The 26,129-nt window shown below is 63.3% G+C and carries 28 protein-coding genes; 22 read left to right on the top strand and 6 right to left on the bottom strand.

The genetic code is table 11. From position 1 onward, the window contains the following. The first annotated feature begins 110 nt into the window (after positions 1 to 110). Together BM374_RS00755 and ubiA are read left to right on the top strand one after the other, a co-directional pair. Entirely contained in the window at positions 111 to 770 is a 660-nt protein-coding gene (locus tag BM374_RS00755; RefSeq protein WP_092290090.1) for a hypothetical protein, read from the top strand. 141 nt (positions 771 to 911) lie between these two features. After that, on the top strand, positions 912 to 1,868 hold the full coding sequence (gene ubiA, locus BM374_RS00750) for a 4-hydroxybenzoate octaprenyltransferase (protein WP_092288695.1): 957 nt from the start codon (positions 912 to 914) through the stop codon (positions 1,866 to 1,868). 6 nt (positions 1,869 to 1,874) lie between these two features. Here the strand turns inward: ubiA and BM374_RS00745 are convergent, their stop codons facing one another. Beyond that, positions 1,875 to 2,393 (bottom strand): DUF6101 family protein, encoded by a 519-nt coding sequence (locus tag BM374_RS00745; protein WP_092290088.1) that lies wholly within the window; start codon positions 2,391 to 2,393, stop codon positions 1,875 to 1,877. Between the two features lie 265 nt (positions 2,394 to 2,658). Between BM374_RS00745 and BM374_RS00740 the strand changes: the two genes are divergently transcribed. From BM374_RS00740 to BM374_RS00710, 7 genes are all read left to right on the top strand, one after another. Next, positions 2,659 to 4,050, top strand: coding sequence for a TldD/PmbA family protein (locus BM374_RS00740; RefSeq protein ID WP_092288694.1), 1,392 nt, complete (start codon positions 2,659 to 2,661; stop codon positions 4,048 to 4,050). After that, a complete protein-coding gene (locus tag BM374_RS00735) occupies positions 4,037 to 4,849 on the top strand; it encodes a 3'(2'),5'-bisphosphate nucleotidase CysQ (RefSeq protein WP_092288693.1) in 813 nt (270 codons plus the stop codon). The genes BM374_RS00740 and BM374_RS00735 overlap by 14 nt, the downstream gene beginning before the upstream one ends. A 62-nt stretch (positions 4,850 to 4,911) precedes the next feature. After that, positions 4,912 to 5,154, top strand: coding sequence for a DUF4170 domain-containing protein (locus BM374_RS00730; RefSeq protein WP_092288692.1), 243 nt, complete (start codon positions 4,912 to 4,914; stop codon positions 5,152 to 5,154). Further along, positions 5,151 to 5,864, top strand: a complete 714-nt coding sequence (locus BM374_RS00725) for a lysophospholipid acyltransferase family protein (RefSeq protein WP_092288691.1) — start codon at positions 5,151 to 5,153, stop codon at positions 5,862 to 5,864. Before BM374_RS00730 ends, BM374_RS00725 begins: the two co-directional genes overlap by 4 nt. Then, positions 5,827 to 7,161 carry a 3-deoxy-D-manno-octulosonic acid transferase gene (locus BM374_RS00720; RefSeq protein ID WP_092288690.1) on the top strand — a complete coding sequence of 445 codons (1,335 nt, stop codon included), beginning with the start codon at positions 5,827 to 5,829 and terminating at the stop codon, positions 7,159 to 7,161. The genes BM374_RS00725 and BM374_RS00720 overlap by 38 nt, the downstream gene beginning before the upstream one ends. Next, positions 7,154 to 8,170, top strand: a complete 1,017-nt coding sequence (lpxK, locus tag BM374_RS00715) for a tetraacyldisaccharide 4'-kinase (RefSeq protein WP_092288689.1) — start codon at positions 7,154 to 7,156, stop codon at positions 8,168 to 8,170. The genes BM374_RS00720 and lpxK overlap by 8 nt, the downstream gene beginning before the upstream one ends. Before the next feature lie 259 nt (positions 8,171 to 8,429). Beyond that, on the top strand, positions 8,430 to 8,765 hold the full coding sequence (locus tag BM374_RS00710; RefSeq protein ID WP_092288688.1) for a GYD domain-containing protein: 336 nt from the start codon (positions 8,430 to 8,432) through the stop codon (positions 8,763 to 8,765). A gap of 327 nt (positions 8,766 to 9,092) precedes the next feature. Here BM374_RS00710 and BM374_RS00705 read toward each other — a convergent pair whose 3' ends face one another. Continuing rightward, complete coding sequence (locus tag BM374_RS00705) at positions 9,093 to 9,365, bottom strand: hypothetical protein (RefSeq protein WP_244552504.1); 273 nt, start codon at positions 9,363 to 9,365, stop codon at positions 9,093 to 9,095. A gap of 392 nt (positions 9,366 to 9,757) precedes the next feature. On the opposite strand from BM374_RS00705, the gene BM374_RS00700 reads away from it, so the two are divergent. Then, positions 9,758 to 10,063, top strand: a complete 306-nt coding sequence (locus tag BM374_RS00700) for a hypothetical protein (protein WP_092288686.1) — start codon at positions 9,758 to 9,760, stop codon at positions 10,061 to 10,063. 16 nt (positions 10,064 to 10,079) lie between these two features. On the opposite strand, the gene BM374_RS00695 is transcribed toward BM374_RS00700, so the two are convergent. Beyond that, positions 10,080 to 10,307 (bottom strand): DUF2093 domain-containing protein, encoded by a 228-nt coding sequence (locus BM374_RS00695; protein WP_092288685.1) that lies wholly within the window; start codon positions 10,305 to 10,307, stop codon positions 10,080 to 10,082. 168 nt (positions 10,308 to 10,475) lie between these two features. Here BM374_RS00695 and BM374_RS00690 point away from each other — a divergent pair, with 168 nt between their 5' ends. Together BM374_RS00690 and BM374_RS00685 are read left to right on the top strand one after the other, a co-directional pair. Continuing rightward, positions 10,476 to 11,306 (top strand): dienelactone hydrolase family protein, encoded by an 831-nt coding sequence (locus BM374_RS00690; protein WP_177248025.1) that lies wholly within the window; start codon positions 10,476 to 10,478, stop codon positions 11,304 to 11,306. A gap of 120 nt (positions 11,307 to 11,426) precedes the next feature. Next, entirely contained in the window at positions 11,427 to 11,576 is a 150-nt protein-coding gene (locus tag BM374_RS00685; protein WP_177248024.1) for a hypothetical protein, read from the top strand. Between the two features lie 186 nt (positions 11,577 to 11,762). Here BM374_RS00685 and xseA read toward each other — a convergent pair whose 3' ends face one another. Then, complete coding sequence (xseA, locus tag BM374_RS00680; protein ID WP_092288683.1) at positions 11,763 to 13,379, bottom strand: exodeoxyribonuclease VII large subunit; 1,617 nt, start codon at positions 13,377 to 13,379, stop codon at positions 11,763 to 11,765. A 138-nt stretch (positions 13,380 to 13,517) separates the two neighbouring features. Here xseA and BM374_RS00675 point away from each other — a divergent pair, with 138 nt between their 5' ends. Genes BM374_RS00675 through BM374_RS00665 form a run of 3 tightly spaced genes read left to right on the top strand, consistent with a single transcriptional unit; the run spans position 13,518 to position 15,375 of the window. Further along, positions 13,518 to 14,528, top strand: coding sequence for an alpha/beta hydrolase (locus BM374_RS00675; protein ID WP_092288682.1), 1,011 nt, complete (start codon positions 13,518 to 13,520; stop codon positions 14,526 to 14,528). Beyond that, a complete protein-coding gene (locus BM374_RS00670; RefSeq protein ID WP_092288681.1) occupies positions 14,525 to 15,076 on the top strand; it encodes a hypothetical protein in 552 nt (183 codons plus the stop codon). Before BM374_RS00675 ends, BM374_RS00670 begins: the two co-directional genes overlap by 4 nt. Continuing rightward, positions 15,076 to 15,375, top strand: coding sequence for a winged helix-turn-helix domain-containing protein (locus BM374_RS00665; protein WP_092288680.1), 300 nt, complete (start codon positions 15,076 to 15,078; stop codon positions 15,373 to 15,375). Before BM374_RS00670 ends, BM374_RS00665 begins: the two co-directional genes overlap by 1 nt. A 169-nt stretch (positions 15,376 to 15,544) precedes the next feature. On the opposite strand, the gene BM374_RS00660 is transcribed toward BM374_RS00665, so the two are convergent. Next, positions 15,545 to 17,041, bottom strand: coding sequence for an NCS1 family nucleobase:cation symporter-1 (locus BM374_RS00660; RefSeq protein WP_092288679.1), 1,497 nt, complete (start codon positions 17,039 to 17,041; stop codon positions 15,545 to 15,547). 1,781 nt (positions 17,042 to 18,822) lie between these two features. Here BM374_RS00660 and BM374_RS00650 point away from each other — a divergent pair. The 7 genes from BM374_RS00650 (at position 18,823) to BM374_RS00620 (ending at position 25,662) form a co-directional block, all read left to right on the top strand. Beyond that, complete coding sequence (locus BM374_RS00650) at positions 18,823 to 19,011, top strand: DUF3606 domain-containing protein (RefSeq protein ID WP_092290081.1); 189 nt, start codon at positions 18,823 to 18,825, stop codon at positions 19,009 to 19,011. A 4-nt stretch (positions 19,012 to 19,015) separates the two neighbouring features. Continuing rightward, positions 19,016 to 19,336 carry a hypothetical protein gene (locus BM374_RS00645; protein ID WP_244552503.1) on the top strand — a complete coding sequence of 107 codons (321 nt, stop codon included), beginning with the start codon at positions 19,016 to 19,018 and terminating at the stop codon, positions 19,334 to 19,336. A 200-nt stretch (positions 19,337 to 19,536) separates the two neighbouring features. Continuing rightward, complete coding sequence (locus tag BM374_RS00640) at positions 19,537 to 20,544, top strand: hypothetical protein (RefSeq protein ID WP_092288677.1); 1,008 nt, start codon at positions 19,537 to 19,539, stop codon at positions 20,542 to 20,544. A 304-nt stretch (positions 20,545 to 20,848) separates the two neighbouring features. Then, on the top strand, positions 20,849 to 21,541 hold the full coding sequence (locus BM374_RS00635) for a helix-turn-helix domain-containing protein (protein ID WP_177248023.1): 693 nt from the start codon (positions 20,849 to 20,851) through the stop codon (positions 21,539 to 21,541). A gap of 18 nt (positions 21,542 to 21,559) precedes the next feature. After that, complete coding sequence (locus BM374_RS00630; RefSeq protein WP_177248022.1) at positions 21,560 to 22,438, top strand: abortive infection family protein; 879 nt, start codon at positions 21,560 to 21,562, stop codon at positions 22,436 to 22,438. Between the two features lie 826 nt (positions 22,439 to 23,264). Next, complete coding sequence (gene purD, locus BM374_RS00625; RefSeq protein WP_092288674.1) at positions 23,265 to 24,548, top strand: phosphoribosylamine--glycine ligase; 1,284 nt, start codon at positions 23,265 to 23,267, stop codon at positions 24,546 to 24,548. Between the two features lie 208 nt (positions 24,549 to 24,756). After that, entirely contained in the window at positions 24,757 to 25,662 is a 906-nt protein-coding gene (locus BM374_RS00620; RefSeq protein WP_092288673.1) for an alpha/beta fold hydrolase, read from the top strand. Here BM374_RS00620 and BM374_RS00615 read toward each other — a convergent pair. Continuing rightward, a complete protein-coding gene (locus BM374_RS00615) occupies positions 25,659 to 26,117 on the bottom strand; it encodes a nucleoside deaminase (protein WP_092288672.1) in 459 nt (152 codons plus the stop codon). The genes BM374_RS00620 and BM374_RS00615 overlap by 4 nt on opposite strands. Positions 26,118 to 26,129: the final 12 nt, after the last annotated feature.

The following is a 26,129-nucleotide window of genomic DNA, read 5'->3' as shown; positions in this document are numbered from 1 at the left end:
TTCAACGGGTTGTTAAGCCTCGGCGGGAATCGTAAAATCGCGCGCACGCTGGTTGCGCTTCAATTGGAAGACGCCGAACCCCGTAAGCTCCTGCCGGAGAGACTATCTTGATAATCCGTCGTTTGATGGTTCCGATTACTGCCGCCATGGTCATCATGGGGGCCGCGGGCGCGCATGCCCAGGGATTCCCGGCGCCGCTGCCGGGCCAGGCCGCAGCCGATCCCGCATTTCCGCCTGTGAACGGCCGCGCGCCGGTCGCCTCCGTCGGCGCCCCGCCACAGGCCTCGTTCCCGGTCAACGGCGCAGCGCCCCTCGGTGGCGCCGGCGCTTTCAGCGCTGCCCCGCCGACGCAGGCCGGTCCGGGTGAAGATTGTATGAAGGCGTTCACGCCCCTCCGGGAGGAAGCCGAGAAGCGCGGCAAGTTGATCAAGGCCGCGAGCGACCGTCACGCTTCGCCTGACGAAGCTTGCAAGTTGATCAAGAACTTCGGCCAAGCCGAGCTCAAGATGATCAAATACGTCGAGTCCCATGCCGCCAAATGCGGAATCCCGCCGAGTGTCGGCGAGCAGTTGAAGGGCGGTCACAAGAATACCGAGGCTATGCAGACAAAGGTCTGCAACGTCGCCCAGCAGATGGCGAGCCAGCCGCGCGGCCCGGCGGGCCCGTCGCTGAGCGAGGTGGTGGGATCGGGCTCGGCGCCGGAAGTCAATGTCGGCAAGAAGGGCGGCAGCACCTTCGACACGCTCAACGGCAACGTCCTCACCCGATGAGCCACGTGCCCGCCGATTTGAAGTTCCTGCAGCGCCTGCCGTGAACTCCTTCCAGGAACTTCAAATCGATAAACGGCACGTGAGCTGTGATTCATAGCTAGTGCCCTTATAGTTTTCGAAGTTCGTACCGGAATCGCAGCGATGGAATACGAACTTCGAAAAGTGGGCACTAGCGCATCAGCCCGTGTTGCCGATTCGACCGGCAACTGGGTCGATACGCTCGCGCCGCAATGGGCCAGGCCGTATCTGCGCCTGGCCCGCTTCGACCGTCCGATCGGATCCTGGCTTCTGTTGATGCCGTGCTGGTGGTCGGCCGCTCTCGCGAGCGGCATGGCGCACGACGTCCGCGGCCTGCCGCTGATGATCGTGTTGTTCTTCATCGGCGCCTTCGTCATGCGCGGCGCTGGCTGCACCTGGAACGACATCACCGACCGCGACCTCGACGACAAGGTCGAGCGCACCCGCTCGCGGCCGCTGCCGTCGGGGCAGGTGACCACGAAGCAGGCGCTGACCTTCATGGTCGCGCAGGCCCTGATAGGGCTCGTTGTGCTGCTTCAGTTCAATCGCTTCGCGGTCTTGACCGGCATTGCTTCGCTTCTGATCGTCGCGATCTATCCCTTCATGAAGCGCATCACCTGGTGGCCGCAGATCGTGCTCGGGCTCGCCTTTTCCTGGGGCGCATTGATGGGCTTCGCGGTCACCTTCGGACGCATCGACGTCACTGCGCTCGTGCTCTATGCCGGCGCGATTTCCTGGGTGATCGGCTATGACACCATCTATGCGCATCAAGATGCCGAGGACGACGCGCTGATTGGCATCAAGTCCACCGCGCGCCTGTTCGGCGTACACACGCACCAGGCACTGATCCTGTTCTACGGCTTGTCGGTGATACTGATCGGTGTCGCTCTGGCGTCAGGCGATGCACGCTGGCCGGCCTGGTTCGGGCTTGCGGCTTTCGCCGTGCATCTGGGCTCGCAGATCATGCGCCTCAGGATCGACGATCCCGAGCTGTGCAAGCGACTATTCTATTCGAACAAATATGCGGGCTCGTTGCTGTTTGCGGGATTGCTGGCCGACGCGGTGATGCGGGCGGCCTAGCTTCGCTCAATTCCTTGCGATGATCTCGCGTTCTTCGCGATGAACCGGCAGCTCGCGCGTCATGGCGGTACGGCGGCGCATCAGGAATTTCGGACGGCGGGCGCGGATCGCATTGGCGCGGCGGCGGCGGGCTGCCGGTTTGCGGGCGCCTTCGTCGAGCTGCGGCAGCGCAAAGATCTCGCTCCAGATCGCCCAGGCTTGCGTGAGTTCGTCGCCATCGACGCCGACCAGCAGCGGAACGGACAAGGAGGGATCGCGATGGACCAGCACGAGGGCCTGCGCCTCGTCGTTGCCGCGCAGCGCCACGCCGGTGAAGTCGCTGACGCGCACGTTGATCGCCATCTGCATGCCGCGAACGGCACGGCGCAGCACGACGCGTTCGCGATGAAGCTCGATCTGCCTCGTGTAGCCGTCGGCGCGCGGATCATGCGCGTCGAAGCGGACCGGAAGGGAAAGAGGGTCGAGCCGCAAGTTGCGGCTCGACCCGGCGGGGTTGACCCCGCATGTTGATGTTTGACGCCTCACGGCTTTCATTCTCCCCGCCAGGATTATGTTCCCGGTCGATGCGAGGACCTTAGCGCAGGGCTTTCCGAAACCGCTTAAAAAGGCTGGTTAATCCAGCGTCACCGGGCCGCATGATTGACAAGACCTTGGCGCACATGATTGACGAGACGTTGCGCGAGAGCTGCGAATCTGAGCTTTCTGCGGGCGGAAAATGCTTGAAGTCCGCGCCATCAGGGCACATCTGTGGGTTCCGGTCCCGAACCCCCGCCTCAACAGGATTTCGTTTGTGAACCCTTCACCAAGCTCGACGCTTTCGCCCAAAGCCAACCGCGACCTGTTCGATCAGTCCGCCCTCTCGGATCTCGCTCAGCGTCTGGTCGAGGCGGCGAAGCGCGCCGGCGCGGATGCCGCCGATGCGGTCGCGGTGCGCGGCATCTCGCAAGGAGTCGAAGTGCGCGACGGCCGCGTCGAGGAGTCCGAGCGGTCCGAAGGCGACGATGTCGGCCTGCGCGTGCTGGTCGGCCAGCGCCAGGCCGTGGTCTCGACCAACGATGTCAGCGGCGATGCCGTCACCAAGCTGGCCGAGCGCGCCGTCGCGATGGCTCGTGTCGCTCCATCCGACAAATATGTCGGCCTTGCCGACCCCGCGCTGCTCGCGCGCGATTTCCCCGATCTCGATCTGCTCGATCCCAACGTGCCCGCAACCGCCGAGCTCGAACGCCGCGCGCTGGAGGCCGAGGCTGCTGCGCTTGCCGTGAAGGGCGTGTCGAAATCCGGCGGCGCCTCGGCGTCATCAGGCATCGGCGGCATGGTGCTCGTCACCTCCACAGGTTTCCACGGCTCGTACCTGCGCTCCAGCCAGGGTATTTCGGCGACCGCAATCGCCGGCGAAGGCACCAGCATGGAGCGCGACTACGACTTCACTTCGGCACCGCACGGCGCCGATCTGCTGTCGCCACAAGCCGTCGGCCGTTCCGCCGGCGAACGCACGGTGGCGCGCTATAATCCGCGCAAGGTCGAGACCTGCAAGGTGCCCGTGGTGTTCGACCCGCGCGTTGCGGGCTCGCTGGTCGGCCATCTCGTCGGGGCGATCAACGGCGCCTCGATCGCGCGCAAGACCAGCTTCCTCAAGGACAAGCTCGGCCAGCAGCTGTTCGCCAAGAACATCCGCATCATCGACGATCCCCTGCGCAAGCGCGGCCTGCGCTCGCAGACGTTCGATGCCGAGGGCGTTGCGGTGAAAACAATCGCGCTGGTCGACGAAGGCGTGCTGACGACCTGGCTGTTGGATTGCGCCACCGCGCGCGAGCTCGGGCTCACCACCACCGGCCACGCCCATCGCGGCGTTTCGTCCTCGCCGTCGCCGGGACCCTACAATCTGCATCTCGAAGCCGGCACACCGACGCCGGCCGAGCTGATCGCCGACATCGGCCAGGGCTTCTACGTTACCGATCTGATCGGCTCCGGGGTCAACGGCGTCACCGGCGACTACAGCCGCGGCGCCTCCGGCTTCTGGATCGAGAATGGCGAGCTCACCTATCCCGTCAGCGAGGTGACGATCGCCGGCCACCTGTTCGAGATCTTCAAGTCGATGCAGCCGGCCAACAATCTCGAGTTCCGCTACGGCATCAATGCGCCGACGGTGCGCATCGAGGGATTGACGCTTGGCGGACGCTGACTTTTCCGACGCAAACGTTCTGACGCGCGACGCAGCGCTGCTGCAAGACACGGTGCGGGAGGCCGGCGCACTGGCGCAGTCGATGTTCCGCACCGAGTTGAAGAAGTGGACCAAGGGCGCGTCCTCGCCGGTCTCGGAGGCCGACATCGCCGTCAATGATCTGCTCGAAGCACGCCTGCGCGGTGCCACGCCGGATTATGGCTGGCTGTCGGAAGAGAGCGCCGACGATTCCACGCGGTTGTCGCGGCGGCTGACCTGGGTGGTCGATCCCATCGACGGCACCCGCAATTATCTCAACGGCCATGACGACTGGTGCGTCAGCGTCGCGCTGATCGAGGATGCCTCGCCGATTCTCGCCGCCGTGTTCGCGCCTGTTACCAATGAGTTCTTCTTCGCCGCCCGCGGCCGGGGCACGCTGCTCAACGACATCCCGGTCCGGGCGACGCAAGGCGCCGCGCTCGATTTCTCGCGCGTCGCGGGCCCGAAACCGCTGGTCGAGCGGCTGAAGCCGTCACTGGGCGAGATCAAGCTGCATCCGCGAATCGGCTCGCTGGCGCTCCGCCTGTGCCGGGTCGCCCATGGCGGGCTGGATGCGGCTTTTGCCGGGGGCAACAGCCATGATTGGGACCTTGCGGCGGCCGATTTGATCGTGCAGGAAGCGGATGGTAGGATGAGCGGCCTCTCCGGAGATCCCATCCTTTATAATCGTCGGGAAGTGACGCACGGGGTGCTGGTGGCAGCGGGACGCGATCGTCATGCGAGCATTGTCGCGCATTTTCGAAACCGTCCCTTGCCCTGAAGCGCTTGTCGGCGTCCTTGTCGACCACTGCTTTGCCGGGCAGCCTCTTAGGAACAGAACTCATGCCAGATAGTGCCCCGCAGCAACTGCTTCATCTCGTGATCGGCGGCGAGCTCGTCGATCTCGAGCAAAACGTCTTCAAGAACCTCGACGAGGTCGAGATCGTCGGCCTCTATCCGAACTATGCCACCGCCCACGCCGCCTGGCGCGCCAAGGCGCAGAGCACGGTCGACAACGCGCAGATGCGCTATTTCATCGTCCATCTCCACCGTCTGCTCGACCCGAATCAAGAACCGGCGCGTTGAAAAGACTGCTTCGCAATACGCTGCGAAGCAGCTGGTTTCAGCGTGCCGTCGGGTTTCTGGCGGCCGAATATCTGCGTCTCGTCTGGCGGACCAACAAGTTCACCTTCGATCCGCCCGACGTCTATGACATCGTCGAGCCGCAGATCCCCGCCATCTTCGCCTTCTGGCACGGCCAGCATTTCCTCACCCCGTTCATCAAGAACAAGGACTCCTACCGCGCCAAGGTCCTGATCTCCCGTCACCGCGACGGCGAGTTCAATGCCATCGCGGTGGAGCGGCTCGGCATCGGCCTTATCAGGGGTTCCGGCGATCACGGCAGCGCTTTCCACCGCAAAGGTGGCGTCGGCGCCTTCAAGGAGATGGTGCGAACGCTCGAGGACGGTTGTAATGTCGCGCTGACCGCCGATGTCCCCAAGCGCGCGCGCGTGGCCGGGCTCGGCATCATCATGCTGGCACGGGAATCGGGGCGGCCGATCATGCCTTTTGCGATGGCGACCAGCCGCTTCATCCGGCTCAAGAACTGGGACCGCACCACCATCAACCTGCCGTTCGGGCGGGGCGCCCTGGTCGGCATCAAGGAAATCCACGTTCCCGCGCATGCCGATGCCGCCATGATGGAAACGCTGCGGCTGGAGCTGGAAGAGACGCTGAACGAGGCCACCCGCCGCGCCTATGCTCAGCTCGGCCGTCCGGGGCCTGCCGATGGCTAGTTCGCTGCCGATGACGCTGCGGATGTATCGGCGCCTGGCCACCGGCCTCGTGCCGCTCGCGCCCGCGCTGATCAAGCGGCGGCTGAAGCAGGGCAAGGAAGATCCCGCGCGCGTCGGCGAACGGCGCGGCCTGTCACGGGACGTCCGGCCGCATGGCCCGCTGGTCTGGATCCACGGCGCCAGCGTGGGCGAGGTGCTGGCCGCCGCCGCGCTGATCGGACGCCTGCGCGAACTCAACCTGCGCATCCTGCTCACCTCGGGCACGGTCACCTCGGCCGCCGTGGTCGCAAAACGCTTTCCGCCGGACGTCATCCATCAATACGTGCCGTATGATTCCCCGCGCTATGTCGCGCGCTTCCTCGACCACTGGAAGCCGTCGCTGGCGCTGTTCATCGAATCCGACCTCTGGCCGAACCTGATCCTGGCCGGCGCGGCGCGCCGGGTGCCGATGGTGCTGATCAACGGGCGGATGTCGCCGCGTTCGTTCCCGCGCTGGCGGCGGATGCACGGCACCATCTCGGCACTGTTGTCGCGCTTCGACATCTGCCTCGCGCAGTCGAAGCTAGACGCCGAACGTTTCTCCACGCTCGGCAGCCGCGACGTCGTGACGACAGGCAATCTCAAGCTCGACGTGCCGGCGCCGCCGGCCGATCCCGCCAAGCTCGAACGGCTGATGATGATGACGCGGGGACGCCCGATCATCGTCGCAGCCTCGACCCACCCGGGCGAGGACGAGATGCTGATTGCGGCGCATCGCGGGCTGGTCGGGATCTTCCCGCAGCTTTTGACCGTCATCGTGCCGCGGCATCCGGATCGCGGCTCCTCGATCGCGGGACTGGTCACGGCGTCCGGCCTGAAGCCCGCCTTGCGCTCGCGCGACGAGCTGCCGACGGCCGCCACCGACATCTATGTCGCCGACACCATGGGTGAGCTCGGCCTGTTCTATCGTCTTTCGCCCATCGTGTTCATGGGCGGATCGCTGATCCGCCATGGCGGCCAGAATCCGATCGAAGCGATCAAGTTGGGGGCGGCCATTGTCCATGGTCCGAACGTCTTCAACTTCTCCGATGTCTATGAGGCACTCGATCAAAGCGGCGGCGCGCGCGTGGCCGACACGCAGGAGGCGCTGGTCAAGCAGCTCGGCCTGTTGCTCGCCGATCCCGGCGTGCGCGACAAGATGCAGCGCGCGGGCGCTGGCGTGGTCGAGGAGCTCGGCGGCGCGCTCGACCGCACCATGGCGGCGCTCGAGCCGTATCTGATGCAGTTGCGGATCGAGATGGGAGCCGCCAATGCGTGAGCCGGCCTTCTGGTACCGGCCGCGTTCCCCGAAGTCGCTCCTGCTCAGCCCGCTCGGCGCGCTCTATGGCGCCATCACCGCGCACCGCATGGCGCGCAAAGGCTTTGACGCCGGCATCCCCGTGCTCTGCGTCGGCAATTACCATGTCGGCGGCGCCGGCAAGACGCCGACGGTGCTGGCGCTGACCAAGTTGCTGCGCGAGCTCGGCGAAACACCTGTCGTGCTCAGCCGCGGCTATGGCGGGCGCTTGCACGGCCCCGTCATGGTCGACCGCGAACGTCACACCGCGTCCGATGTCGGCGACGAGCCGCTGATGATGGCGCGTGATGTCCCCGTTGCGGTGGCACGCGATCGCCTCGACGGCGTTGCACTGGCGAAGTCGCAAGGCGCCACCGTGATCCTGATGGATGACGGCTTCCAGAATCCAAAACTGCTCAAGGATGCCTCGCTGATCGTGATCGACGGCGAGCGCGGCCTCGGCAATGGCAAGGTGTTTCCCGCGGGTCCCCTGCGCGCGCCGCTCAGAGCGCAGCTCGCGCGCACCGACGCGCTGGTGCTGATCGGCGACGGCCATGCCGCCGATCAAGTCGCGACGAAGATGTCCGCGCGCAACAAGCCGGTGCTGCGGGCGCATCTCAAGCCCGATGCGGCCTCGCTCGCGCAGCTGTTCGGCAAGCGCGTGCTTGCCTTCGCCGGCATCGGCGATCCCGAACGTTTCTTTCGCACGCTTCGTGCCTGCGGCATCGAGGTTATCAGCACGCGGCCCTTCGCCGACCACCACGTGTTTTCGCAAGCCGAGATTGCCGCGCTTGCCGCGGATGCCCAGCGCGAGCAGCTCACGTTGGTCACGACAGAGAAGGACCTCGCGCGCCTTCGCGGCCGCGAAGACGTGCAAAATTGCATCGTGCCGTTCGCTGTCCAGCTCGAGTTCGATGAACCGGAAAAGCTGCGGCAATTGATTGGTGATCATCTGTACAAATCGCGCGAGCGGCGATTCAGCGCGCGTTGATCTCGCACGTCGGGCAACGTCTCTGCCGTAACCCGAAGAAGCGACACGTCGCCGCTGCGAATCCTCTTCCGCGTGTACGGGAGTTGATGTAGCCTCCGAGCAGAGCCGCCACCGGGACGTGCCGAACTTCCGGGAATTATCGGCGGCGTTTATGCCCACGGCGGGCAATGTATCTTCATCATTTCAGACGCGATGGCCGTAACGACGAATTCGGAACGGCACGGAAAGCTATTGCCAAAAGCTCAGAGGAGAACATGCCATGCATTTTTGCCTCACCGGACAATACACACCACGCGCTCTCAATGCCATTTTGGAGAATCCTACGACCAATCGCCAGGAAGCGGCGAGAAAACTCATCGAGGCGGCCGGCGGAAAGCTGATTTCGATGTACAGCGTCGCGGCCGATGGCCCAGGCGTTCTGGTGATTTTCGACGTGCCCGACCCGGGTGCGGCCCCGGCGATCTCCGGTCTGACCGTGACGGCGGGCACCCTGCAGAACGTGAAATTGACGCGCTTGTTCACGCAGGACGAGATCAAGCAGGTGCGCCAGAACGCGGCGAAGCTGCGTTCTTCTTATACTCCGCCCGGAAGCTGACATCCGGATCTGAGGCGAAGCCGCCGCAATCGACCCAGGCGGCGGCAACGCTTCGCGTTTCACAGCAAAACATCACAACGCGAGACGAAGCTCTCTGATCGACCGCCGACCGTGCGCCGCGTGCTGGTCAGCGGCGGCCCGCGCTCAGGCGTCAGCAGTCGGTCATGCTCACCACGCCCCAGCGGCGATTAATCCGGCAATCGTCAGGCAAGAGACCGAAGCCACCATGAGAGTATAGAATTCGGGCGTATTCATTGTTGGCTCCCAAAACCGTTGCCAATTGCTTGGTCATGCTACGCGGGAGTGATCGCCGGTCTTCGGGCCGCTTCAGTTCGGCGCGCGATCGCGGCGATCTGTGTCCATCTTGTTATCGTCATCCCGATCTGCGGGATGATGCTTGGCGTCCAGAGCTTCAGCACCTTCAGGTGTGATCAGAAGCTGTTTTCGCATTTCAGCGAGACGGGCGCGGCAATATTCACGATAGAGCAGCTCGAATATGGCGGGCATGCGCACCCCCATCGTTTGACTTGACATCTTCCACCGCGAATTTTCTTGGTGATCGTAGCCCGCCAGATGGCTCTTCGATATGAGCCCGTTCACAGACTTCGCCAATTCCAAAGCTCGAAGGCCGTTTGGTTGACTTGATTGTCTGTACGATGAAAGAGCAGGGCCAGTGACCTAACATGCAATATAGCACCTCTCTGTTTCACCAGCACTTCGTCAAACAACTTGAGCGCGCCAAACTGCGAAAAAATTCCAACCACAGCGCGAAATGACTCACCACGGAGTGCAACGACTCCTCGATGTCACGCTGCAGTAGAAGAATCCGATAAACCTTTCAGCTCCGAGAGCGGCGCTTCAACAAACGATGATCGCACCGGCGCCGATCTCCTTGCGCTGGGCAAACCCGCTGACGCTCGCCGGCACCTCGCTATTCAGCGGACATTCATCGCCAACCTTCTATCGCTCTCATGCGATCCCCGGAGACTGCGATGAAACTGCCGATTGCGGCCATTGCCGCCAGCCTTGTATGTCTGATCGTTGCGCCGGTGTTTGCGCAAACGACGACGGCTCCTGCTGCTCCCGCCACAGTGCCGGTTCCCGCGACCAAGCGCATGGCGTGCCTCGGCGCGACACAGAATTTGCAGGGGCAGGACAAGCGCGACCAGATGCAGCTCTGCATGGCGCAGGCGCGGCTCGATTGCCTGAAGCAGGCGATCGATCAGAAGCTCGTCGGCGAGGCGCGCAAGAGCGCGATCAAGACTTGCGTGGGCACGGATGGTTCCGCGCAGCAATAGCCACGTGGGCGGAGCCTCACGATTGCGGCTTCGGCGCGCCGGGAAAATGCCGTTGCAGCACGGCGGCCGGCGTGGCGTAGGCCTCTTGCAGGTCCACGCTCCAGTATTTCAGCTCGTCGAGCGGGATCCGCGTGTCTGATATGGCGCAGCGCACGAACGTTCCCGGCGAGATCACGCGGAAATCGCCGTCGAGATATTGCACCTGCGCTTCGCCATGGCCCGAGGGGCCGAACTTGTTCAGCACGGTCGAAAGTCTCCGTGGATGGCCCTTGAGGGGCACGATGTGTTGCCGTGGATGTAGCATAGATAGGGCGGCTTGTCCGCCCGTTAAACCCACTCGTTTGTGATGTTTTGCCGCCGTTTACGCATGATAGTGCTTGAGGCCGTGCGGCACCTCCTGCGACTGAATCCGATGCGCCCCGTCCTTTTCGCCCTGTTCCTGACGCTTTCGATGACATCAGCGCAAGCCGCGCAGGTAGCCGCGCCTGCGCAGGTGGAGATACCGCTGTCCTCGGGCGTGCTGCATGCGCAGCTGTTCAAGCCGGAGGGGGCGGGTCCCTTCCCGACCGTGATCGCGCTGCATGGCTGTGGCGGCCTCGGCAGTCGTTCCGATTCCGTCCTGCCGCGTTATCGCGATTGGGCCGAGCGCCTGCTCAAGGCAGGCAATGCGGTGCTGTTGCCCGACAGCTACGGCTCGCGCGAACTCGGGCCGCAATGCCGCGTCAAGGAGATGCACGTCAAGGCGCGGCGCGAGCGCGTCGTCGACATCGCGGCCTCGCGCGCCTGGCTGATGAAGCAGAATTGGGTCGCGCGCAACCGCGTCAGCCTGATGGGCTGGGCCAACGGCGCCAGCGCGCTGCTCTGGGCGGTTCGTCCGCAAGCCGCTAGCCGCGATGCGGCACCGGATTTCCGCGCCGCGATCGCGTTCTATCCGGATTGCCGGATCTCCGCCGGTCTCGGCTGGAGTACGCGGGTGCCGACGCTGCTCTTGATCGGCGCCAATGACGACGTCTCCTCACCGCCGGCCTGCCGCCAGATGGTGGAGGGCGCGCATGGCCGCAGCGCACTCGCGCGCATCGTGGTCTATCCCGGCGCCTATCACGATTTCGACCGCGCCAACACACCGGTGTACGCCGCCAGCGGCAGCACGGATGCCGCCGCGCCCGAGCACGGCCATCTCGGCACCGATTCCGAAGCGCGCGCGGACTCGCAGAAGGAAGTCGCGGAGTGGCTGGCGCGATAGAGCGTGATCCGGAAAAGTGTGCAGCGGTTTTCCGAAAAGATCATGCTGCCACGCCGTAGCTCGCTAGAAGCGAAGGCGGGCGCCATAGTTCGACCACGATATCGGCTAAACGCATCTCTCATGCGCAACCGCATCGTCCTCTTCTCATCCGCGCTGACCGTCTTCACGGTCGCGGTGTTCCTGTTCGAAGCCCACGCCGGCTCGCCGGAGCGCGCGCCGGATCATTGCGGCTTCTGGACCACGATCGACGCGGGACTGTCCTGCCGCTGAAGGGCGCTTCTTAGTTCCGTCACCCTGAGGTGCTCGCCTCTTCAGCGAGCCTCGAAGGGCGACGGCCCGTCTGCATCTCGGCTGTTCATCCTTCGAGGCTCCCGGCGCGATGCTTTGCATCGCGCCACTCGCACCTCAGGATGACGAGCTAGCTCAGAGAGCTGCGGTAGCAAGGAGGTTCTTGCCTTAGAACAAGCTGCCCTGGTCCACCGGCTTGGCCACGCGCTTCGGCGCCGGCTTGGTCTCCTGCGGCGCAGCCTTCGAGGGCGCACGCTTGGCCACGGGCGCCGGCCGGTCCGCATCCGCGGTTGCACCCACGCGCCCATCCGCGAACTCGATCTCGACGCGCGCTCCGGGACCCACGCTGTCAGCCGAATGCAGCGGATGCCCGGCCTCATCCCGCACCAGCGCGAAGCCGCGGGCGAGCACGCCGCGATAGGACAGCGCGGAGAGCAGCTTGCCGCTGTTCTCGACGCGGGCGTCCAGCCGCTGCAGCAGCGTCACCAGCGCGCGGCCGGCGCGCTCGGCGAGACGATGCGTGCGCTCGCGCTGGCGGGCAATCGCGTTGCGCTGGGCTAGCGCATTGGAGAGCTTTGAGGCGCGCAGGCGCATTTCCAATCCGGCAAAGCGGTCGCGCCGTCGCCGCAGCAGCGAGCGCGCGGACAGGCCGAGCCGCTCGCCGCACACGGTGAGGCGATGATCGGCCTGCGCGATCTGGCCGTGCAGCACGCGTAGGGTCAGTTTCGAGCTCGCCGCGGTGAACCTGCGGAAATGTGCATGCGTGTTGGCCTTCAGCCCGCGGGGCAGGGCGCTGCCTGCCGAATCCAGCCGCTGCCTCGGGATCGCGAGCAGGTCTGACGCGGCCGGCAGCGCGCGCGCGGCCGCGCGCAACTCGTTGCGGCGGCTCTCATGGCCACGCTGCCAGCACGCCCGCGTGCGCCGCGCCAGATCGGCGACCTCGACGAACAGATCGCTGCGCACCGGCACGGCCATTTCGGCCGCCGCCGTCGGCGTCGGCGCGCGCTTGTCGGCGACGAAATCGATCAGCGTGATGTCGGTCTCGTGTCCCACCGCCGAGATCAGCGGGATCATGCTCTCGGCCGCTGCCCGCACCACGATCTCCTCGTTGAACGACCAGAGATCCTCCAGCGAGCCGCCGCCGCGCGCGACGATCAGCACGTCGGGCCGCGGAATCCTGCCGCCCTCCGGCAGCGCGTTGAAGCCGCGGATCGCGGCCGCGACCTGCTCGGCCGAGCCTTCGCCCTGCACCTTCACCGGCCACACCAGCACGCGGCGGGGAAAGCGGTCCTCCAGCCGGTGCAGGATGTCGCGGATCACGGCGCCGGTCGGCGAGGTCACGACGCCGATCACCTCGGGCAGCCATGGCAGCAGCTGCTTGCGCGCCTCGTCGAACAGGCCCTCGGCCGCGAGCTTCTTCTTGCGCTCCTCCATCAGCGCCATCAGCGCGCCGATGCCGGCCGGCTCCAGCGCCTCGATCACGATCTGGTATTTCGACGAGCCGGGATAGGTCGTGAGCTTGCCGGTCGCGATCACCTCGAGCCCCTCCTGGGGCTTGAAGCGCATGCGCCCGTGCACGCCCTTCCAGATCACCGCCTCGATCTTGGCGCTCTCGTCCTTCAGCGCGAAATAGCAATGGCCGGAGGAATGGGCGCCGCGAAAGCCCGAGATCTCGCCGCGGACCCGGACATGTCCATAGGTGTCCTCCACCGTCCGCTTCAGGGAGTGGGAGAGCTCGGAGACGGTGAATTCAGGCGCGTTGTGAAGAGGTTCCGCAGGCGGCATCTGGCAAACGATTCGGCATTTTGGGGTCAGGCCCGACGTTAAGGATTTTCGCCTGAGAGCGCCATCTAGGCTCTTGATCGAAAGAGTACTCTGCAATATAGAGTTCTCTATTGATGATCCGGTGAAGGAGTTTCGACCATGGCGACGCAATTGCTGCGAGGTGCTCTCGGATTGCTCAAATGGGGTCTGTGCGCGGTTGGCGCCGTCGCTTTGATCTTCACCGCCTTGATCGCGACGCCGCTGCAGCGGCCCGCCGAGTTGCGCTCCGTCTCCGAGTCGCGCAAAGGCGTGGATATGTCGACCCTGCCGGCGCTGGAGCGTTTCCAGGCCCGCGACGGCACCTGGCTCGGCTACCGCCACTATCAACCCAAGGGGACGGAGACCGGCCGTGGCGCCATCTTCATCCACGGCTCGTCCGGCTCCTCCGGCACCGTCAATCACGCCCTGACGGCAGCGCTGGCGGCGCGCGGCGTCGAGACCTGGGCGCTCGACACCCGCGGCCACGGCGCCTCCGGCACGCGCGGCGACATCGGCTATGTCGGCCAGCTCGAGGACGATCTCGTCGATTTCGTCGCCCATGTCCGCAAGAGCGCGCCCGATCTGCCGCTGACCCTGATTGGCCATTCCGCCGGTGCCGGCTTCTCGCTGCGCATTGCCGCAACGCCGATCATCCAGGACCTGTTCGTGCGCACCGTGCTGCTCGCGCCCTATCTCGGCTATGACGCGCCGACCAACCGGCCGCACTCCGGCGGCTGGGCCAATGCCGATGTCCCGCGCATTCTCGCCCTTACCGCCCTGCGCAAGCTCGGCATCGACTGCTGTGCGCAGCTTCCGGTGCTCGCTTTCGCGGTGCCGCCGAATTCGGAATGGATCCTGACGCCGGCCTATTCCGACCGCCTGATGCGCAATTTCGCAACCCGCGGTTATCGTCTCGACCTTGCGGCCACGACCCGCCCGATCACGATCTTCGGCGGCGCGGAGGACGAGATGATGATCTCCGAAAACTATGCCGCGGCCGTGCAGGCGATCAAACCGGCGGTCGAAGTCAAGCTGATCGAAGGTATCAACCACATGGGGATCGTCACCAATCCGAAGGCGGTCAATACGATCGCCGAGGACGTGGCGACGCGCGGGAGCGGCCAATCATGATCGACCGCAAGCAGGCTGCGGCAGCACTGGCCGACATCGACGACATCGTCCAGCGCCTACGGCAGTCGCAGCTCTACGAGCTGGCGAGCCTGGCGGCGATATGGTGGGGCGTTCTGGTCTTCGCCGGCAATCTCGTGACTTGGGCCTGGCCGTTCTACGCAAAATACGCATGGCCCGCCGTCGACATCCTCGGTGTCGGCGGCCTCGTCGCGATCCGGTTGCTGGCGCCCTCGCGGGCCCAGCCGGCGGGCTTCGACGTGAGGATCGTGCTGGTGTTCGCGCTGTTCTTCGCCTTCGGCAATATCTGCACCAATTTGCTCGGCCATTTCGGCCCGCGCGAGCTCGGCGCGTTCTGGCCGATCTATTTCATGCTGTTCTACACGCTCGCCGGCCTCTGGTTCGGCTACGCCTTTGTGGCGATCGGTCTCGGCATCACCGCATTGACCCTGATCGGCTATTTCACCATCGGCGCGGCCTTCCCGCTCTGGATGGCCTTCGTCAACGGCGGCGGCCTGATCCTCGGCGGCCTCTGGATGCGGCGGATCTGATGGCCGAGCTCGACGACATCATCCACCAGCCGCTGCGCCTGAAGATCATGGCCGCGCTGAACGCGCTGCCCGTGTCGACAGGTCTGGAGTTCTCGCGGCTGAAGAAGTTGACAGGCGCCACCGACGGCAATCTCGGGGCGCATATCGAGACGCTGGCGAAAGCGGGCTATGTCTCGGTGGAGAAGGCGTTCGTGGGGAAGAAGCCGCAGACCACGGTCACCGCCACCGCGGCGGGCCGCGGCGCGTTTGCGCGGCACGTGGCAACGTTGCAGGAGATCATTGCGGGGAAGCAGGTTTAGCAGCCGCATCGTGCCAACGCGCTATGAGTCAGCGAACACGACGATCGTGCAACTCGTGCTTAGGCCTCGCGCTCGAGGCCGTAGCAACCCGGAAGGCCGACAGCTCCGAATCAAGAAGCGCATCGGCGAAAGGACGGCCCGCTGCGGCGGGCCGTCCCCGTAAAGCCGGTCAGGCTGGCTGAGAAGCGAGCGCAGTCTGACGGAGCATGAGATAGTTGTAGGTCCCGTAACCCAGGCCCACGCCGATGAACCAGGTGAAATTGGCCAGCACCGACAACGACGGGACCAGTGCACAGATCGCCGGCACCAGTGCGGAGGGAATGATCGCCATGATTGCGTTCCTGTTGTACCCGCCCTCGTACCAATAACGTCCGTTCTCGCTGAGGGTGTAGAGGTCGTCGACGACGATCTGCTGCTTCTTCACCATGTAGAAGTCCGCGATCAGGATTCCGAACAGCGGGCCGATGAACGCGCCGAGGATGTCGAGCGTGTAATGGATGACCTGCGGATTGTCGTACAGGTTCCACGGCGTGATGAAGACCGAGCCGACCGCGGCGATCATGCCGCCCATCCGCCAGCTGATCCGCTGCGGCGCGACGTTCGAGAAGTCGAAGGCCGGCGAGACGAAGTTGGCCACGATATTGATGCCGATGGTCGCGATCATGAAGGTCAGCGCGCCGAGGACGACCGCAAATGTGCTGTCGATCTTGCTGACGGTTTCCACGGGGTCCGTGATCATGTGGCCGAACACCGGCAGCGTGGCCGACGTCGTGACGACCGTGAGCACCGAGAAGCCGAGGAAGTTGACCGGCAGGCCCCAGAAGTTGCCGGTCTTCACCGCGCCAAAGCTCTTTCCGTAGCGCGAGAAGTCGCCGAAGTTCAGCATCGGTCCCGAAAAATACGAGACCACCAGTGCGATCGCGTTGATCATCACGGGCAGCGCGTCCCAGCCGGAATATTTGACCTCGCCGAGCGTGAGCCCGATGTTGGCGATGCCCGCCTTCGCGATGAGATAGACCGCCAGCACGATCATCACGACATACACGGCCGGGCCGGCCCAGTCGATGAAGACGCGGATCGCCTCCATACCGCGCCAGAACACGATCGCCTGCAGCACCCATAGGAACATGAAGCAGGCCCAACCGAGCGCCGACAGGCCGACGAAACCGTGCTGGCCGACATCGGCATAGGGCGCCAGCGCGGGAAAGAACTTGAGCGCCACCACCATGAACGCGCTCGAGGCCAGGTAGGTCTGGATGCCGTACCAGGCGACCGCGATCAGGCCGCGAATGATGGCCGGGATATTGGCGCCTTTCACGCCGAACGGCGCGCGGCAGATGACGGGATAAGGCGTTCCCGTGACCTGGCTCGGCTTGGCGACGAGGTTGCAGAACAACTGCACGATCATGATGCCGACCAGCAGCGCGATCAGCACCTGCCAGCCGACCAGTCCGAGCGAGAACAGGCTTCCCGCGGTGACATAGCCGCCGACACTGTGCACATCGGACATCCAGAATGCGAAAATATTGTACGCGCCCCAGGTCTGTTCTTTGAGCGGCGCAAGGTCTTCATTGGTCAGGTCCGGATGATAGCCGGGCTTGATGATAACGCGGGCATGGCCCTCGGAAACAGCCCCTGCGGGGCTTTCGGGCAGTTTGGGACTCATAGTCTTCACCCTCCAAGCAACAATGATCCGCGCATTCGATGACACACGCACCGCGCGGCTTCGCCCCGAAATGCAAGCAGCGTGCCATTTTTTTAACGATCGATCAAACAATTATAACGCTCGATAAATCAGCTTTTACGATCGGAAAGGGCGGCCGGCCGGGCTGGATCCGCCGCCGGCAAAGCCTAATAAACGCGCAGTGCCGCCGGCCCTGGGCGGACCCGAAGGATGATCGGGAACAAATGACGCTGACTTTCCGAGTGCGGCCTTCCGGCTCTGGAGATCATTGCGGGGAGGCAGGTGTAATCGTCTGGGATGCCGATAGCTGTGCCCTCTCGCCTTGTGGGAGAGGGCCGCGAGGGCAGTAGACGCAGACTCACTGGGGTGAGGGGTTCGCTCCTCATCGAAAGTCTCTCCATGGAAAGAGACCCCTCATCCGGCGCTTCGCGCCACCTTCTCCCACAAGAGGAGAAGGGAAGAGCAGCTTCGTCGCGCTCGCGCGGCATGTTGCGACTGCAGGAGATCATTGCGGGGAAGCAAGTGTAGCGCGCCGCACTGTCATGCCAACGCGCGCCTCTGTCATTCCGGGGCGTCGCGAAGCGACGAACTATGGCGCGCAATTGCGCGCTTGAGAATCCATTCATCCGCCAACCCTGGGGCCCGATGGAGTCTCAGCTGCGCAATTGCGCGCCATAGCTCGCGCTACACGCGCCGGGATGACGGGGAGGAAGGCACTCGCCTCCTGAGTTCGAAACCGCGTTCGCGCAAATCAACGCGCGGTAACGCATCGTGACATCCCTACTATCAATGGAATGATCGTGTCTCACTTCAGGGGTGCACAGTAATGGGTTGTGCCTAGCAGCCGCGGCAGATGCTCTTTATCTTCTTCTCCAGGGCCTTGCCGGCGGGATCGCGAGGCGGATCGACGGCAGGCTTCGTGGAGTCAGGCAAGCCTGTCGCTGAGGCGGCGTAACGCGGATGCTGCCTGTGGTGTCTGGCCAGGGCAGGCTCATTCAACGCGGTCGCCGCGATGTAAGCGATGCACAAGGTGCCATTCAGCAGTTTTTGCAAATCTTCCCCACGATCTTGTCGGCGCGGTTGTTCTCTTGATCGATCTTGTCGTCACTGCCCCTTTCGTCCTGTGTCATCGGCCTGCCGATGCCGCCCGCGGGTGCCGTGGCTTGCGCGTTTGCGGGCGAACCCGATGGGGCTGCCGTGCCGGCCGTGTTCGTGCCGGGCGCCGCTCCCGTCGTCAGGCCATTCCCGTTCCCGGTTGGAAGATCTGCACCTGATTGGGCGGGCGAGGGGCTGTTGACGTTGCCGCCCGCAACGTTTCCGGCGGCCGATCCATTGTTGAGGTTAGGTGCCGTCGTCGCGTTCGCATTTGCACCCGTCCCTGCAACACCTGTCCCTGTCGCGCCGATCCCGCCTGAACCGGATGGAGATGTTACGGCTGCACCCGCGCTCCCGGACGAGGAGGCCGCGCTCCCTGCGCCGCCGGCTGAAGATGATGCTCCGCCTGCGCCTCCAGCGCCACCACCACCACCTCCTCCTCCTCCTTGAGCGAACGCGGAGCAGGGAATGACAACGGCCATGACGAGGGCAACACGGGAGATGTTCATGATGGCACTCCTTTGAGCCATCAAGCCATCCGCCATCGGTACGTTCCAATTCGCGTCTCGCCGTGAGCAGCGCGTCTCACATCGCGCGTCCATCAAAGCAGGCAGAGGCTCCCGGAACCGGGCGACTTATGTCCGCGTTGCGCCATGAGGAGGACTGTCATGGCTAAGAAGGCGAGGAAACAAACCGCCCGCGGGCGCAAGCAGGACCGCAGCCGCGTGGCCGGCGAGCAAGACTACGAGGTCCAATACGAGGCCAGGAAAACCGGACGATCGGCCTCGGCCGTCAAGAAGGCGGTCAGAAAAGTCGGCAATACCAGGAAGAAGGTCGAGAAGAGGCTGGGGCGATAGTCCCATGTCGCAGCCCGCGTCACCTCAGCGATCGCGGCTACGTCGCCACATCGAGGGATTGGGGCCCTACCAGTCCCTGGTGCTGCTTCTCATCCCGGCCAGTATCGTCGAGCCCTTGAAGCTCGGCGCCGTAGCGATTGCGGGCGAAGGGCATTGGATCACCGGCACCGCCGTCATCGTTTGCGCCTACGCGGCCAGCCTGTTTCTGGTCGAAAGGCTGTTCAGGATCGTCCGCCCGAAACTCCTCACGCTGCCGTGGTTCGCTCGCCTCTGGAATTGGCTGCTCTCCCTGCGCGCCAACGCCCTCGGATGGCTCCGCCGCTGAGCCAGAGCCGTTGGGGACGCTGGCCGCGTCGCAATGACAGGGAATTCGCAGTTGCGGTCACGGGACGCCAAATGGGCAGCGAATGCTGGGGCTTCGGAATTTTGTGTGCTGTCAGCGTAATTTCAGCTGATGCTTTGGCGACGGGGTTTAGTGCACTGTCACGTTATTTCGCGACAAAAGAGTAACCGTGCCGCAAGACGATGACTTTCGAAAAGCATAGCCAGCATCCCGATATATCGATTGACCGGCACGTAAAGGCCCGCGTTGTGGAGCTGGGACAGACGCTTGCAGGCAAGAATTCGATCTATCTCGATGTGCGATATTGGCTGTTTCTGCGGCAAGCGCAGTTGGCCAACGATGACTCCTCCCCGAAAGGTAAACTACTCCTCTCGCTTCGAGAGGCCGTGAAAGGCGGTAAGGTTTTTTGCCCGATTAGCGAATCTGTATTTTTGGAGTTGCTGAAGCAATCTGATCCGGAATCACGGCTGCGAACGGCCAAATTAATTGATGAACTCAGCCTTGGCGTGTCGTTGCTGAGCCAACGTGAACGCGTCGCGACAGAGCTAGCGCATTTCCTTTTTTTGGGACAGAAGGGTGCCGATGTTTATCCCCTGCGGCACCTAGTGTGGACCAAACTGCCCTACGTCCTCGGGTTCTTGCATCCAACTGAAATCGCGATCGATGCCGCAAATCTGCTCGCCATTCAAAAGGCGTTCTTCGATAAGATGTGGACTATCAACCTTGTGGAAATGATGGAGATGTTCGGGCCCGGCCCGCTGCCGCTTGATCCGAAGTTGGACGCCATCGCGGCTAAGCTGAACGCTGGGAATGTAGAGCATGCAGTTAAGATTAAGAGTTTTCAGCAGGCGTTGACCGACGAACTGAGTGGTGTTGCGGACTTCTGCGCCGATACGGCAGCGGATATCATGGGGGAGATAGCGGTCAGGCAAGGCTATAGCGCGCCATCTCCGAACAGCGATGAATGGAAGCGTACGCGTCAGATGTACGCAAATTTGGTGTTTCACGGGCTGCAAGCAAAACCTAGCTTACGCCAAAAGCTTCCTACGTTGTACATTGAGGCGTGCCTTCATGCCGCAACTCGGTGGGACAAGACGCGTCGCGTTGCGGGAAATGATATTTATGATTTCAACCATGCGAGCGCTGCCGTCGCGCATTGCCAAGCCTTCTTTTTACGGAAGGTCCACTAAAGGCGCTGCTCGGCCTAAGGCATCACGGCCTAGGCAATGATTTTAACTGCCGGGTGGCTTCGGATGTCCCGGAGGCGGTCGACATATTGAGTGATTTGGTTCGGTGATAGTCGGTAATTGAAAATCTCCAAGCGGGCAGGGATATCTGTCTGACCTCAAGTTCGCTGGCTGAGCGGTAATTCTCGATCTTTCTTGCGGCTCCGGTGGATTATTTTTCGGCTCGTCGGGCCCCTGTCGGTCTGCTGTCGTGGTGAATTTGGGCCGAAACACCCAAAATCTATCGTCATCCGCAAGGGAGTGAATGATGGAATTTGAGAATATCTGCGATATCCGGCGGCTGACCGATAAGGAGGTCGGCGCCATGGTTGCCATGCAGCGTGGCGGACATGGCTGGACACAGGAAACCTTGGCCGAAATTGCTAAGGTCACGGTGCGGACCGTGCAGCGGGTGGAAAAAGGCGATCCTAGCAGCCCCGAAACCCGGCGCGCCCTCGCTCGGGCGTTTGAATTCTCGGACATTGATTTCTTCAATAAATCCCTACCTCTGCCGAACCCCGAGAAGATGAAACAGGAGAAAGAGCGCCTCGACCGGGAAACTGTTGAGGTCACTATCAAGCCGTTAAGCACGGGGTTGGAGATTCGGGAGCTTGCCGAGATCTGCGATGCGGCAGCATTCGACCGGTGCGGCACTGTTGATGAGGAAGCAGAAGAGTATTTTGCTGTCTTGCAGGATAACTTCCGTGACTATGGCGATGTAAAAGATTGCTGCTCGGCAACGCAAAAGCTCGACGTGAACAAGAGTTTCCTTGAGGTGATCGAGGATTTGCAGAAAGCGGGCTTTGTGCTCGGCAGCGGGACCCGCCGCCTGCGGTTTGTAAGTCAGCAATGGGCCAGTCAAGAGCCTGTGCGGTTCACGGCAGCTTACATCGTCATAGCGCCCATCGATGGCCTGCCCTCGTCCATTCGAGTGCCGCGTTCTGCCCGGATGGGGTTTTGAGTAATCATGAGCGATAAAATGATCTCCGAACTTACACGGCGCAACCTGTTCGATGAATTGCGCGTGCGCAATACCGCCTGGTCAGGCCGGCTTGGTGAATCCGATTTTCTGGACCGGATTTTTCCTCTGAAGGACCTGCCTTCACACGATCACCGCCAAAGCAACATGATGGGCGATATCTGGATGCATCGGGAGCACTTCGTCGATTGGCCTGATGATTGGGTCTATGATGATGGCCGCCTCGACCTGATGCATTGCAAGGACGAACTGCTGCTATCGTTCCTTTGCGAAATGATTCATCCGGTCGTGCGCTCGGATGAGAAGGAAATCGCGGACCTTCTCGATGTGTTCAATCGCCATCTTGCCGGGGACGGATATGAACTTAGCCCCAGTACCTACATATCGGGTAAGCCGATTTACGCCGCGCGGTTGCGGCACGCGGGAATATCGCAGGTCGCGATTGCTCGGAAAGTGGCGAACGAGCTCTCCTCGGAATACATCGCTGGGCTGATTACCCGGATGGAGACAGCCATCGAGCGCGACCCCGCCCTGGCTATCGGTTCTGCAAAGGAATTCGTCGAGTCGATCTGTAAGGGAATTCTGATCGCATGTAAGCTGCCTCCAACGGGGTCGGAGACATTGCCCCAACTCGTCAAGGCGGTACGGGAGGCGCTTGATCTGTCGGTTTCTGCAAGGACAAGCGACACGCTCAAGCAAACCTTAAGCGGCTTGGCTTCGATCACCCAAGGGCTTGCGGAACTAAGAGGGCAACTCGGAAGCGGTCACGGCCACCACCCGGGCACCGAGAAGCCCGCGCCTTATATAGCGCGGTTGAGTGTCAACGCCGCGATCGCGCTTGGCGTCTTTCTGTACGATGCTCATCGAGAAGTGGGCTGATAAGTGCTTGCGATTACGGTGACAGTGCTGGATTGCACCCCCTGAAGTGAGCCGCGAGCAACGAAAGGCCATGCTAACGTTTGGCTTTAGGTTCCTTAGTTTCTTCCCATTCTCTCTTAAGAATCTTTCTTGCCAGTTCAATCGTCTCATCCGCCGACGTTATCCAAGAAAATTCTCCCTCGGGGAACTGACCGGGGTCCAGCAAATTGAGAAGTGCCTGCAGGAGCTGTCATCCTCATTCTTTGTTGGGCTAGTATCGCGTGGGTTTATTCGCATCCTTATTCGATAGAGGATAACATACGCCTCATTTTGTACTGGGCGCACCTGCTCCTTTTCAAATTTCGCCTTCGAGGCTTGGTCGGGTAAAGCGTTGAATTCTTCGTACAGTCTGATCCAGCGGTGCGCTGCGCCCACAAAATTGGCGATCTCAGATCGTAGCTCCTCTATCCACTTCACCCGAAAACTCGGAAATTTTGACCGCTCGGCTCAGATCACCAGCCACTCGTGCTGCGGCTCTACCACCGAAGAGCAGGGTGAGTGCTGTTGTAGCTAGGGCCACAAACCCAGCGAGCGCGCCGACAGCAAGTGATGTATACAACGTTGATAGCTGATCCCGCGTCATGCAATCAAAGATAGCGTCGCGCGTTACTTGTCGAGTTTATAATTCCCGCCGCGAGGACATCCGGTGCCACCCTCTCCCGCAAGAGGAGAAGAGAAGCTGCGCCGCCACCGAATGCCGGGGGAGTGTCGGCCCCACCCCCTTGAGCCCCACCCCGATTCGTGCGACCTCCGGCGCCAGCAAAACCCCTCATTTTCCGAGCCTTCGATGCACATTCTCCTGCTTGGTTCCGGCGGCCGCGAACATGCTCTGGCGTGGAAGATCGCAGCCAGTCCCCTGGTGACCAAATTCTGGTGCGCGCCCGGCAATGCCGGCATCGCGCGGGAGGCGGAATGCGTGGCGCTCGATGTCGCCGACCATGCCGCGGTGATCGCGTTCTGCAAGGCCAATGCGGTCGAGCTGGTCGTGGTCGGCCCGGAGACGCCGCTGGCGGCCGGCATCGTCGATGACCTCAGCGCCGCCGGCATCAAGGCGTTCGGGCCGAGCAAGGCGGCGGCGCAGCTCGAGAGCTCCAAGGGTTTTACCAAGGCGCTGTGCACCGAGTTCGGCATTCCCACGGGCGCCTACCAGCGCTTCACCAACGCCAAGGATGCGCTCGCTTACGTGCACAGCCAGGGCGCACCGATCGTGGTGAAGGCCGATGGCCTCGCCGCCGGCAAGGGCGTCGTCGTCGCGAAGTCAGTGCGCGAGGCGGAGGACGCCATCGCCATGATGTTCGAGGGTGTCTTCGGCGAGGCCGGCGCGGAGGCCGTGATCGAGGAGTTCCTGCCGGGCCGCGAGATCAGCTTCTTCGCGCTCTGCGACGGCGTAACAGCCATCCCGCTCGCCTCCGCCCAGGACCACAAGCGCGTGTTCGACCACGACGTCGGCCCCAACACCGGCGGCATGGGCGCCTATTCGCCGACGCCGCTGGTGACGCCTGCCATCCACGACGCGATCATGGCCAAGATCATCCTGCCGACGGTCGCAGGCATGAAGCAGCGCGGCACCCCGTTCCGCGGCGTGCTCTATGCCGGCATCATGCTGACGACGCAGGGCCCAAAGCTGTTCGAATTCAACGTCCGCTTCGGCGACCCCGAATGCCAGGTGCTGATGCTGCGCATGATGAGCGACATCGTGCCGGCGTTCCTGGCCTCGGTTGACGGCCAGCTGAAGAATTTTGATCTGCGCTGGTATCCGGAATCCGCGCTCACGGTGGTGATGGCGGCCAAGGGCTATCCCGGCGATTATCAGAAGGGCACTGAGATCGAGGGGCTCGATGACGCGGCCAAGGTCGACGGCGTCGAGATCTTCCACGCGGGCACGACTGCGAAGGACGGCGCCATCCTCGCCAATGGCGGCCGCGTGCTCAATGTCTGCGCGCTGGGGGCTGATGTGACGGAGGCGCAGGCGCGCGCCTATCAGGCGGTCGACCGCATCAACTGGCCGGAGGGTTTTTGCCGGCGCGACATCGGCTGGCAGGCGGTCGAGGCGGAGAAGGCGAGGGGCTAGCCCCTGTCATTCCGGACGGCGCACAACGCGCGGCGATCCGGAATCTCGACACTTCCGTCACCGCGCCGCCACATCCACATTCCAGAAATGCGCAATCAGCAGACGGGCTTAGCCGCCCCGCTGATAATACCGCTACTGTGCATGGGGTTGTTTTCGACTTTTTGTCGGGAGCAGGCCCCGGACTGACCTCACCCAAGGATGCAACAAGATGTCCGATCTCGCCGACCTCTATCCCGGCTTCGCCTCCGAATGGATCAACACCTCTTTCGGCCGCATCTTCGCCCGCGTGGGCGGCAACGGTCCGCCGCTGCTCCTGCTGCACGGCTTCTCCGAGACGCATGTGATGTGGCACCGCGTCGCGCCCGAGCTTGCCGACCAGTTCACGCTGATCATCGCCGACCTGCCGGGCTATGGCTGGTCCGACATGCCCGAGAGCGATGCGCTGCACATGCCCTACTCCAAGCGCGCGATGGCCAAGGCCATGGTCGAGATGATGGAGCGGCTCGGCCACGTCCACTTCGCCCTCGCCGGCCACGACCGCGGCGGCCGCGTGTCGTATCGCCTTGCGCTCGATCATCCCGGCCGGCTGTCGAAGCTCGCCGTGCTCGATGTCCTGCCGACCTATAATTACTGGGAGCGGATGAACCGCGCCTACGCGCTGAAGATCTATCACTGGACGTTCCTGGCCCAGCCCGCGCCGCTGCCGGAGACGCTGATCTCGGGCCAAGGCGAATTCTTCCTGCGCTTCAAGATGGCGAGCCAGACCAAGTCGCGAACGCTCGACGCGATCGACCCCCGCGCGCTCGCGCACTACATCGCCCCGTTCCGCGATCCCGCGCGCGTGCATGCGATGTGCGAGGACTACCGCGCCGGCGCCTATATCGACTACGACCTCGACAAGGCCGATTTCGACTCCGGCAAGAAGATCACGGTGCCGATGCTGGCGCTGTGGGGCGGCGCCGGCGTGGCGCAGGCCGCCGCGACACCGCTCGACGTCTGGAAGCAATGGGCGACCCATGTCGACGGCATGCCTGTCGATTCCGGCCACTTCCTCACCGAGGAGAACCCCGAGGTGACGGCCCGGGCGCTGCTGTCGTTCTTCGCCGGCTCCTAGCGCCGCTCGCGAAAGAACTCCTTGAGCAGCCGCGCCGCCTCGCTCTCGCCGACGCCGGAATAGACGTCGGGGGCGTGGTGGCAGGTGGGCGAGGCAAAGAACCGCACGCCCGATTCCACCGCGCCACCCTTGGGGTCGGCGGCGCCGTAATAGAGCCGGCGGACCCTTGCAAAGGAGATCGCGCCCGCACACATGGTGCAGGGCTCCAGCGTCACGTAGAGGTCGCAGTCGACCAGGCGCTCGCTGCCGATCTTCTTCGCCGCCTCGCGCAGCGCGACGATCTCGGCATGGCCCGTGGGGTCGTAATCCGTCAGCGTCCGGTTGGCGGCGGTGGCGATGACCTCGTAATTGCGGACGATGACGCATCCGATCGGGACTTCGCCCGATTTTCCGGCGTTTTCGGCCGTTTTCAGCGCCAAATCCATGAAAGAGGGGGCTTTCAAGCCTCGTATCATCCGAAGAAACCT

This window comes from Bradyrhizobium sp. Ghvi (assembly GCF_900115265.1).
Lineage (GTDB): Bacteria > Pseudomonadota > Alphaproteobacteria > Rhizobiales > Xanthobacteraceae > Bradyrhizobium.
This window is presented reverse-complemented; position numbering and strand designations above follow the sequence as displayed.

Excerpts from the sequence above, each read along its gene's own strand:
- ubiA (WP_092288695.1), top strand. The coding sequence starts at position 912 with ATGGAATACGAACTTCGAAAAGTGGGCACTAGCGCATCAGCCCGTGTT.
- BM374_RS00730 (WP_092288692.1), top strand. The coding sequence starts at position 4,912 with ATGCCAGATAGTGCCCCGCAGCAACTGCTTCATCTCGTGATCGGCGGC.
- BM374_RS00720 (WP_092288690.1), top strand. The coding sequence starts at position 5,827 with ATGCTCAGCTCGGCCGTCCGGGGCCTGCCGATGGCTAGTTCGCTGCCG.
- lpxK (WP_092288689.1), top strand. The coding sequence starts at position 7,154 with ATGCGTGAGCCGGCCTTCTGGTACCGGCCGCGTTCCCCGAAGTCGCTC.
- BM374_RS00710 (WP_092288688.1), top strand. The coding sequence starts at position 8,430 with ATGCATTTTTGCCTCACCGGACAATACACACCACGCGCTCTCAATGCC.
- BM374_RS00700 (WP_092288686.1), top strand. The coding sequence starts at position 9,758 with ATGAAACTGCCGATTGCGGCCATTGCCGCCAGCCTTGTATGTCTGATC.
- BM374_RS00690 (WP_177248025.1), top strand. The coding sequence starts at position 10,476 with ATGCGCCCCGTCCTTTTCGCCCTGTTCCTGACGCTTTCGATGACATCA.
- BM374_RS00685 (WP_177248024.1), top strand. The coding sequence starts at position 11,427 with ATGCGCAACCGCATCGTCCTCTTCTCATCCGCGCTGACCGTCTTCACG.
- xseA (WP_092288683.1), bottom strand. The coding sequence starts at position 13,379 with ATGCCGCCTGCGGAACCTCTTCACAACGCGCCTGAATTCACCGTCTCC.
- BM374_RS00675 (WP_092288682.1), top strand. The coding sequence starts at position 13,518 with ATGGCGACGCAATTGCTGCGAGGTGCTCTCGGATTGCTCAAATGGGGT.
- BM374_RS00670 (WP_092288681.1), top strand. The coding sequence starts at position 14,525 with ATGATCGACCGCAAGCAGGCTGCGGCAGCACTGGCCGACATCGACGAC.
- BM374_RS00665 (WP_092288680.1), top strand. The coding sequence starts at position 15,076 with ATGGCCGAGCTCGACGACATCATCCACCAGCCGCTGCGCCTGAAGATC.
- BM374_RS00660 (WP_092288679.1), bottom strand. The coding sequence starts at position 17,041 with ATGAGTCCCAAACTGCCCGAAAGCCCCGCAGGGGCTGTTTCCGAGGGC.
- BM374_RS00650 (WP_092290081.1), top strand. The coding sequence starts at position 18,823 with ATGGCTAAGAAGGCGAGGAAACAAACCGCCCGCGGGCGCAAGCAGGAC.
- BM374_RS00645 (WP_244552503.1), top strand. The coding sequence starts at position 19,016 with ATGTCGCAGCCCGCGTCACCTCAGCGATCGCGGCTACGTCGCCACATC.
- BM374_RS00640 (WP_092288677.1), top strand. The coding sequence starts at position 19,537 with ATGACTTTCGAAAAGCATAGCCAGCATCCCGATATATCGATTGACCGG.
- BM374_RS00635 (WP_177248023.1), top strand. The coding sequence starts at position 20,849 with ATGGAATTTGAGAATATCTGCGATATCCGGCGGCTGACCGATAAGGAG.
- BM374_RS00630 (WP_177248022.1), top strand. The coding sequence starts at position 21,560 with ATGATCTCCGAACTTACACGGCGCAACCTGTTCGATGAATTGCGCGTG.
- purD (WP_092288674.1), top strand. The coding sequence starts at position 23,265 with ATGCACATTCTCCTGCTTGGTTCCGGCGGCCGCGAACATGCTCTGGCG.
- BM374_RS00620 (WP_092288673.1), top strand. The coding sequence starts at position 24,757 with ATGTCCGATCTCGCCGACCTCTATCCCGGCTTCGCCTCCGAATGGATC.
- BM374_RS00615 (WP_092288672.1), bottom strand. The coding sequence starts at position 26,117 with ATGATACGAGGCTTGAAAGCCCCCTCTTTCATGGATTTGGCGCTGAAA.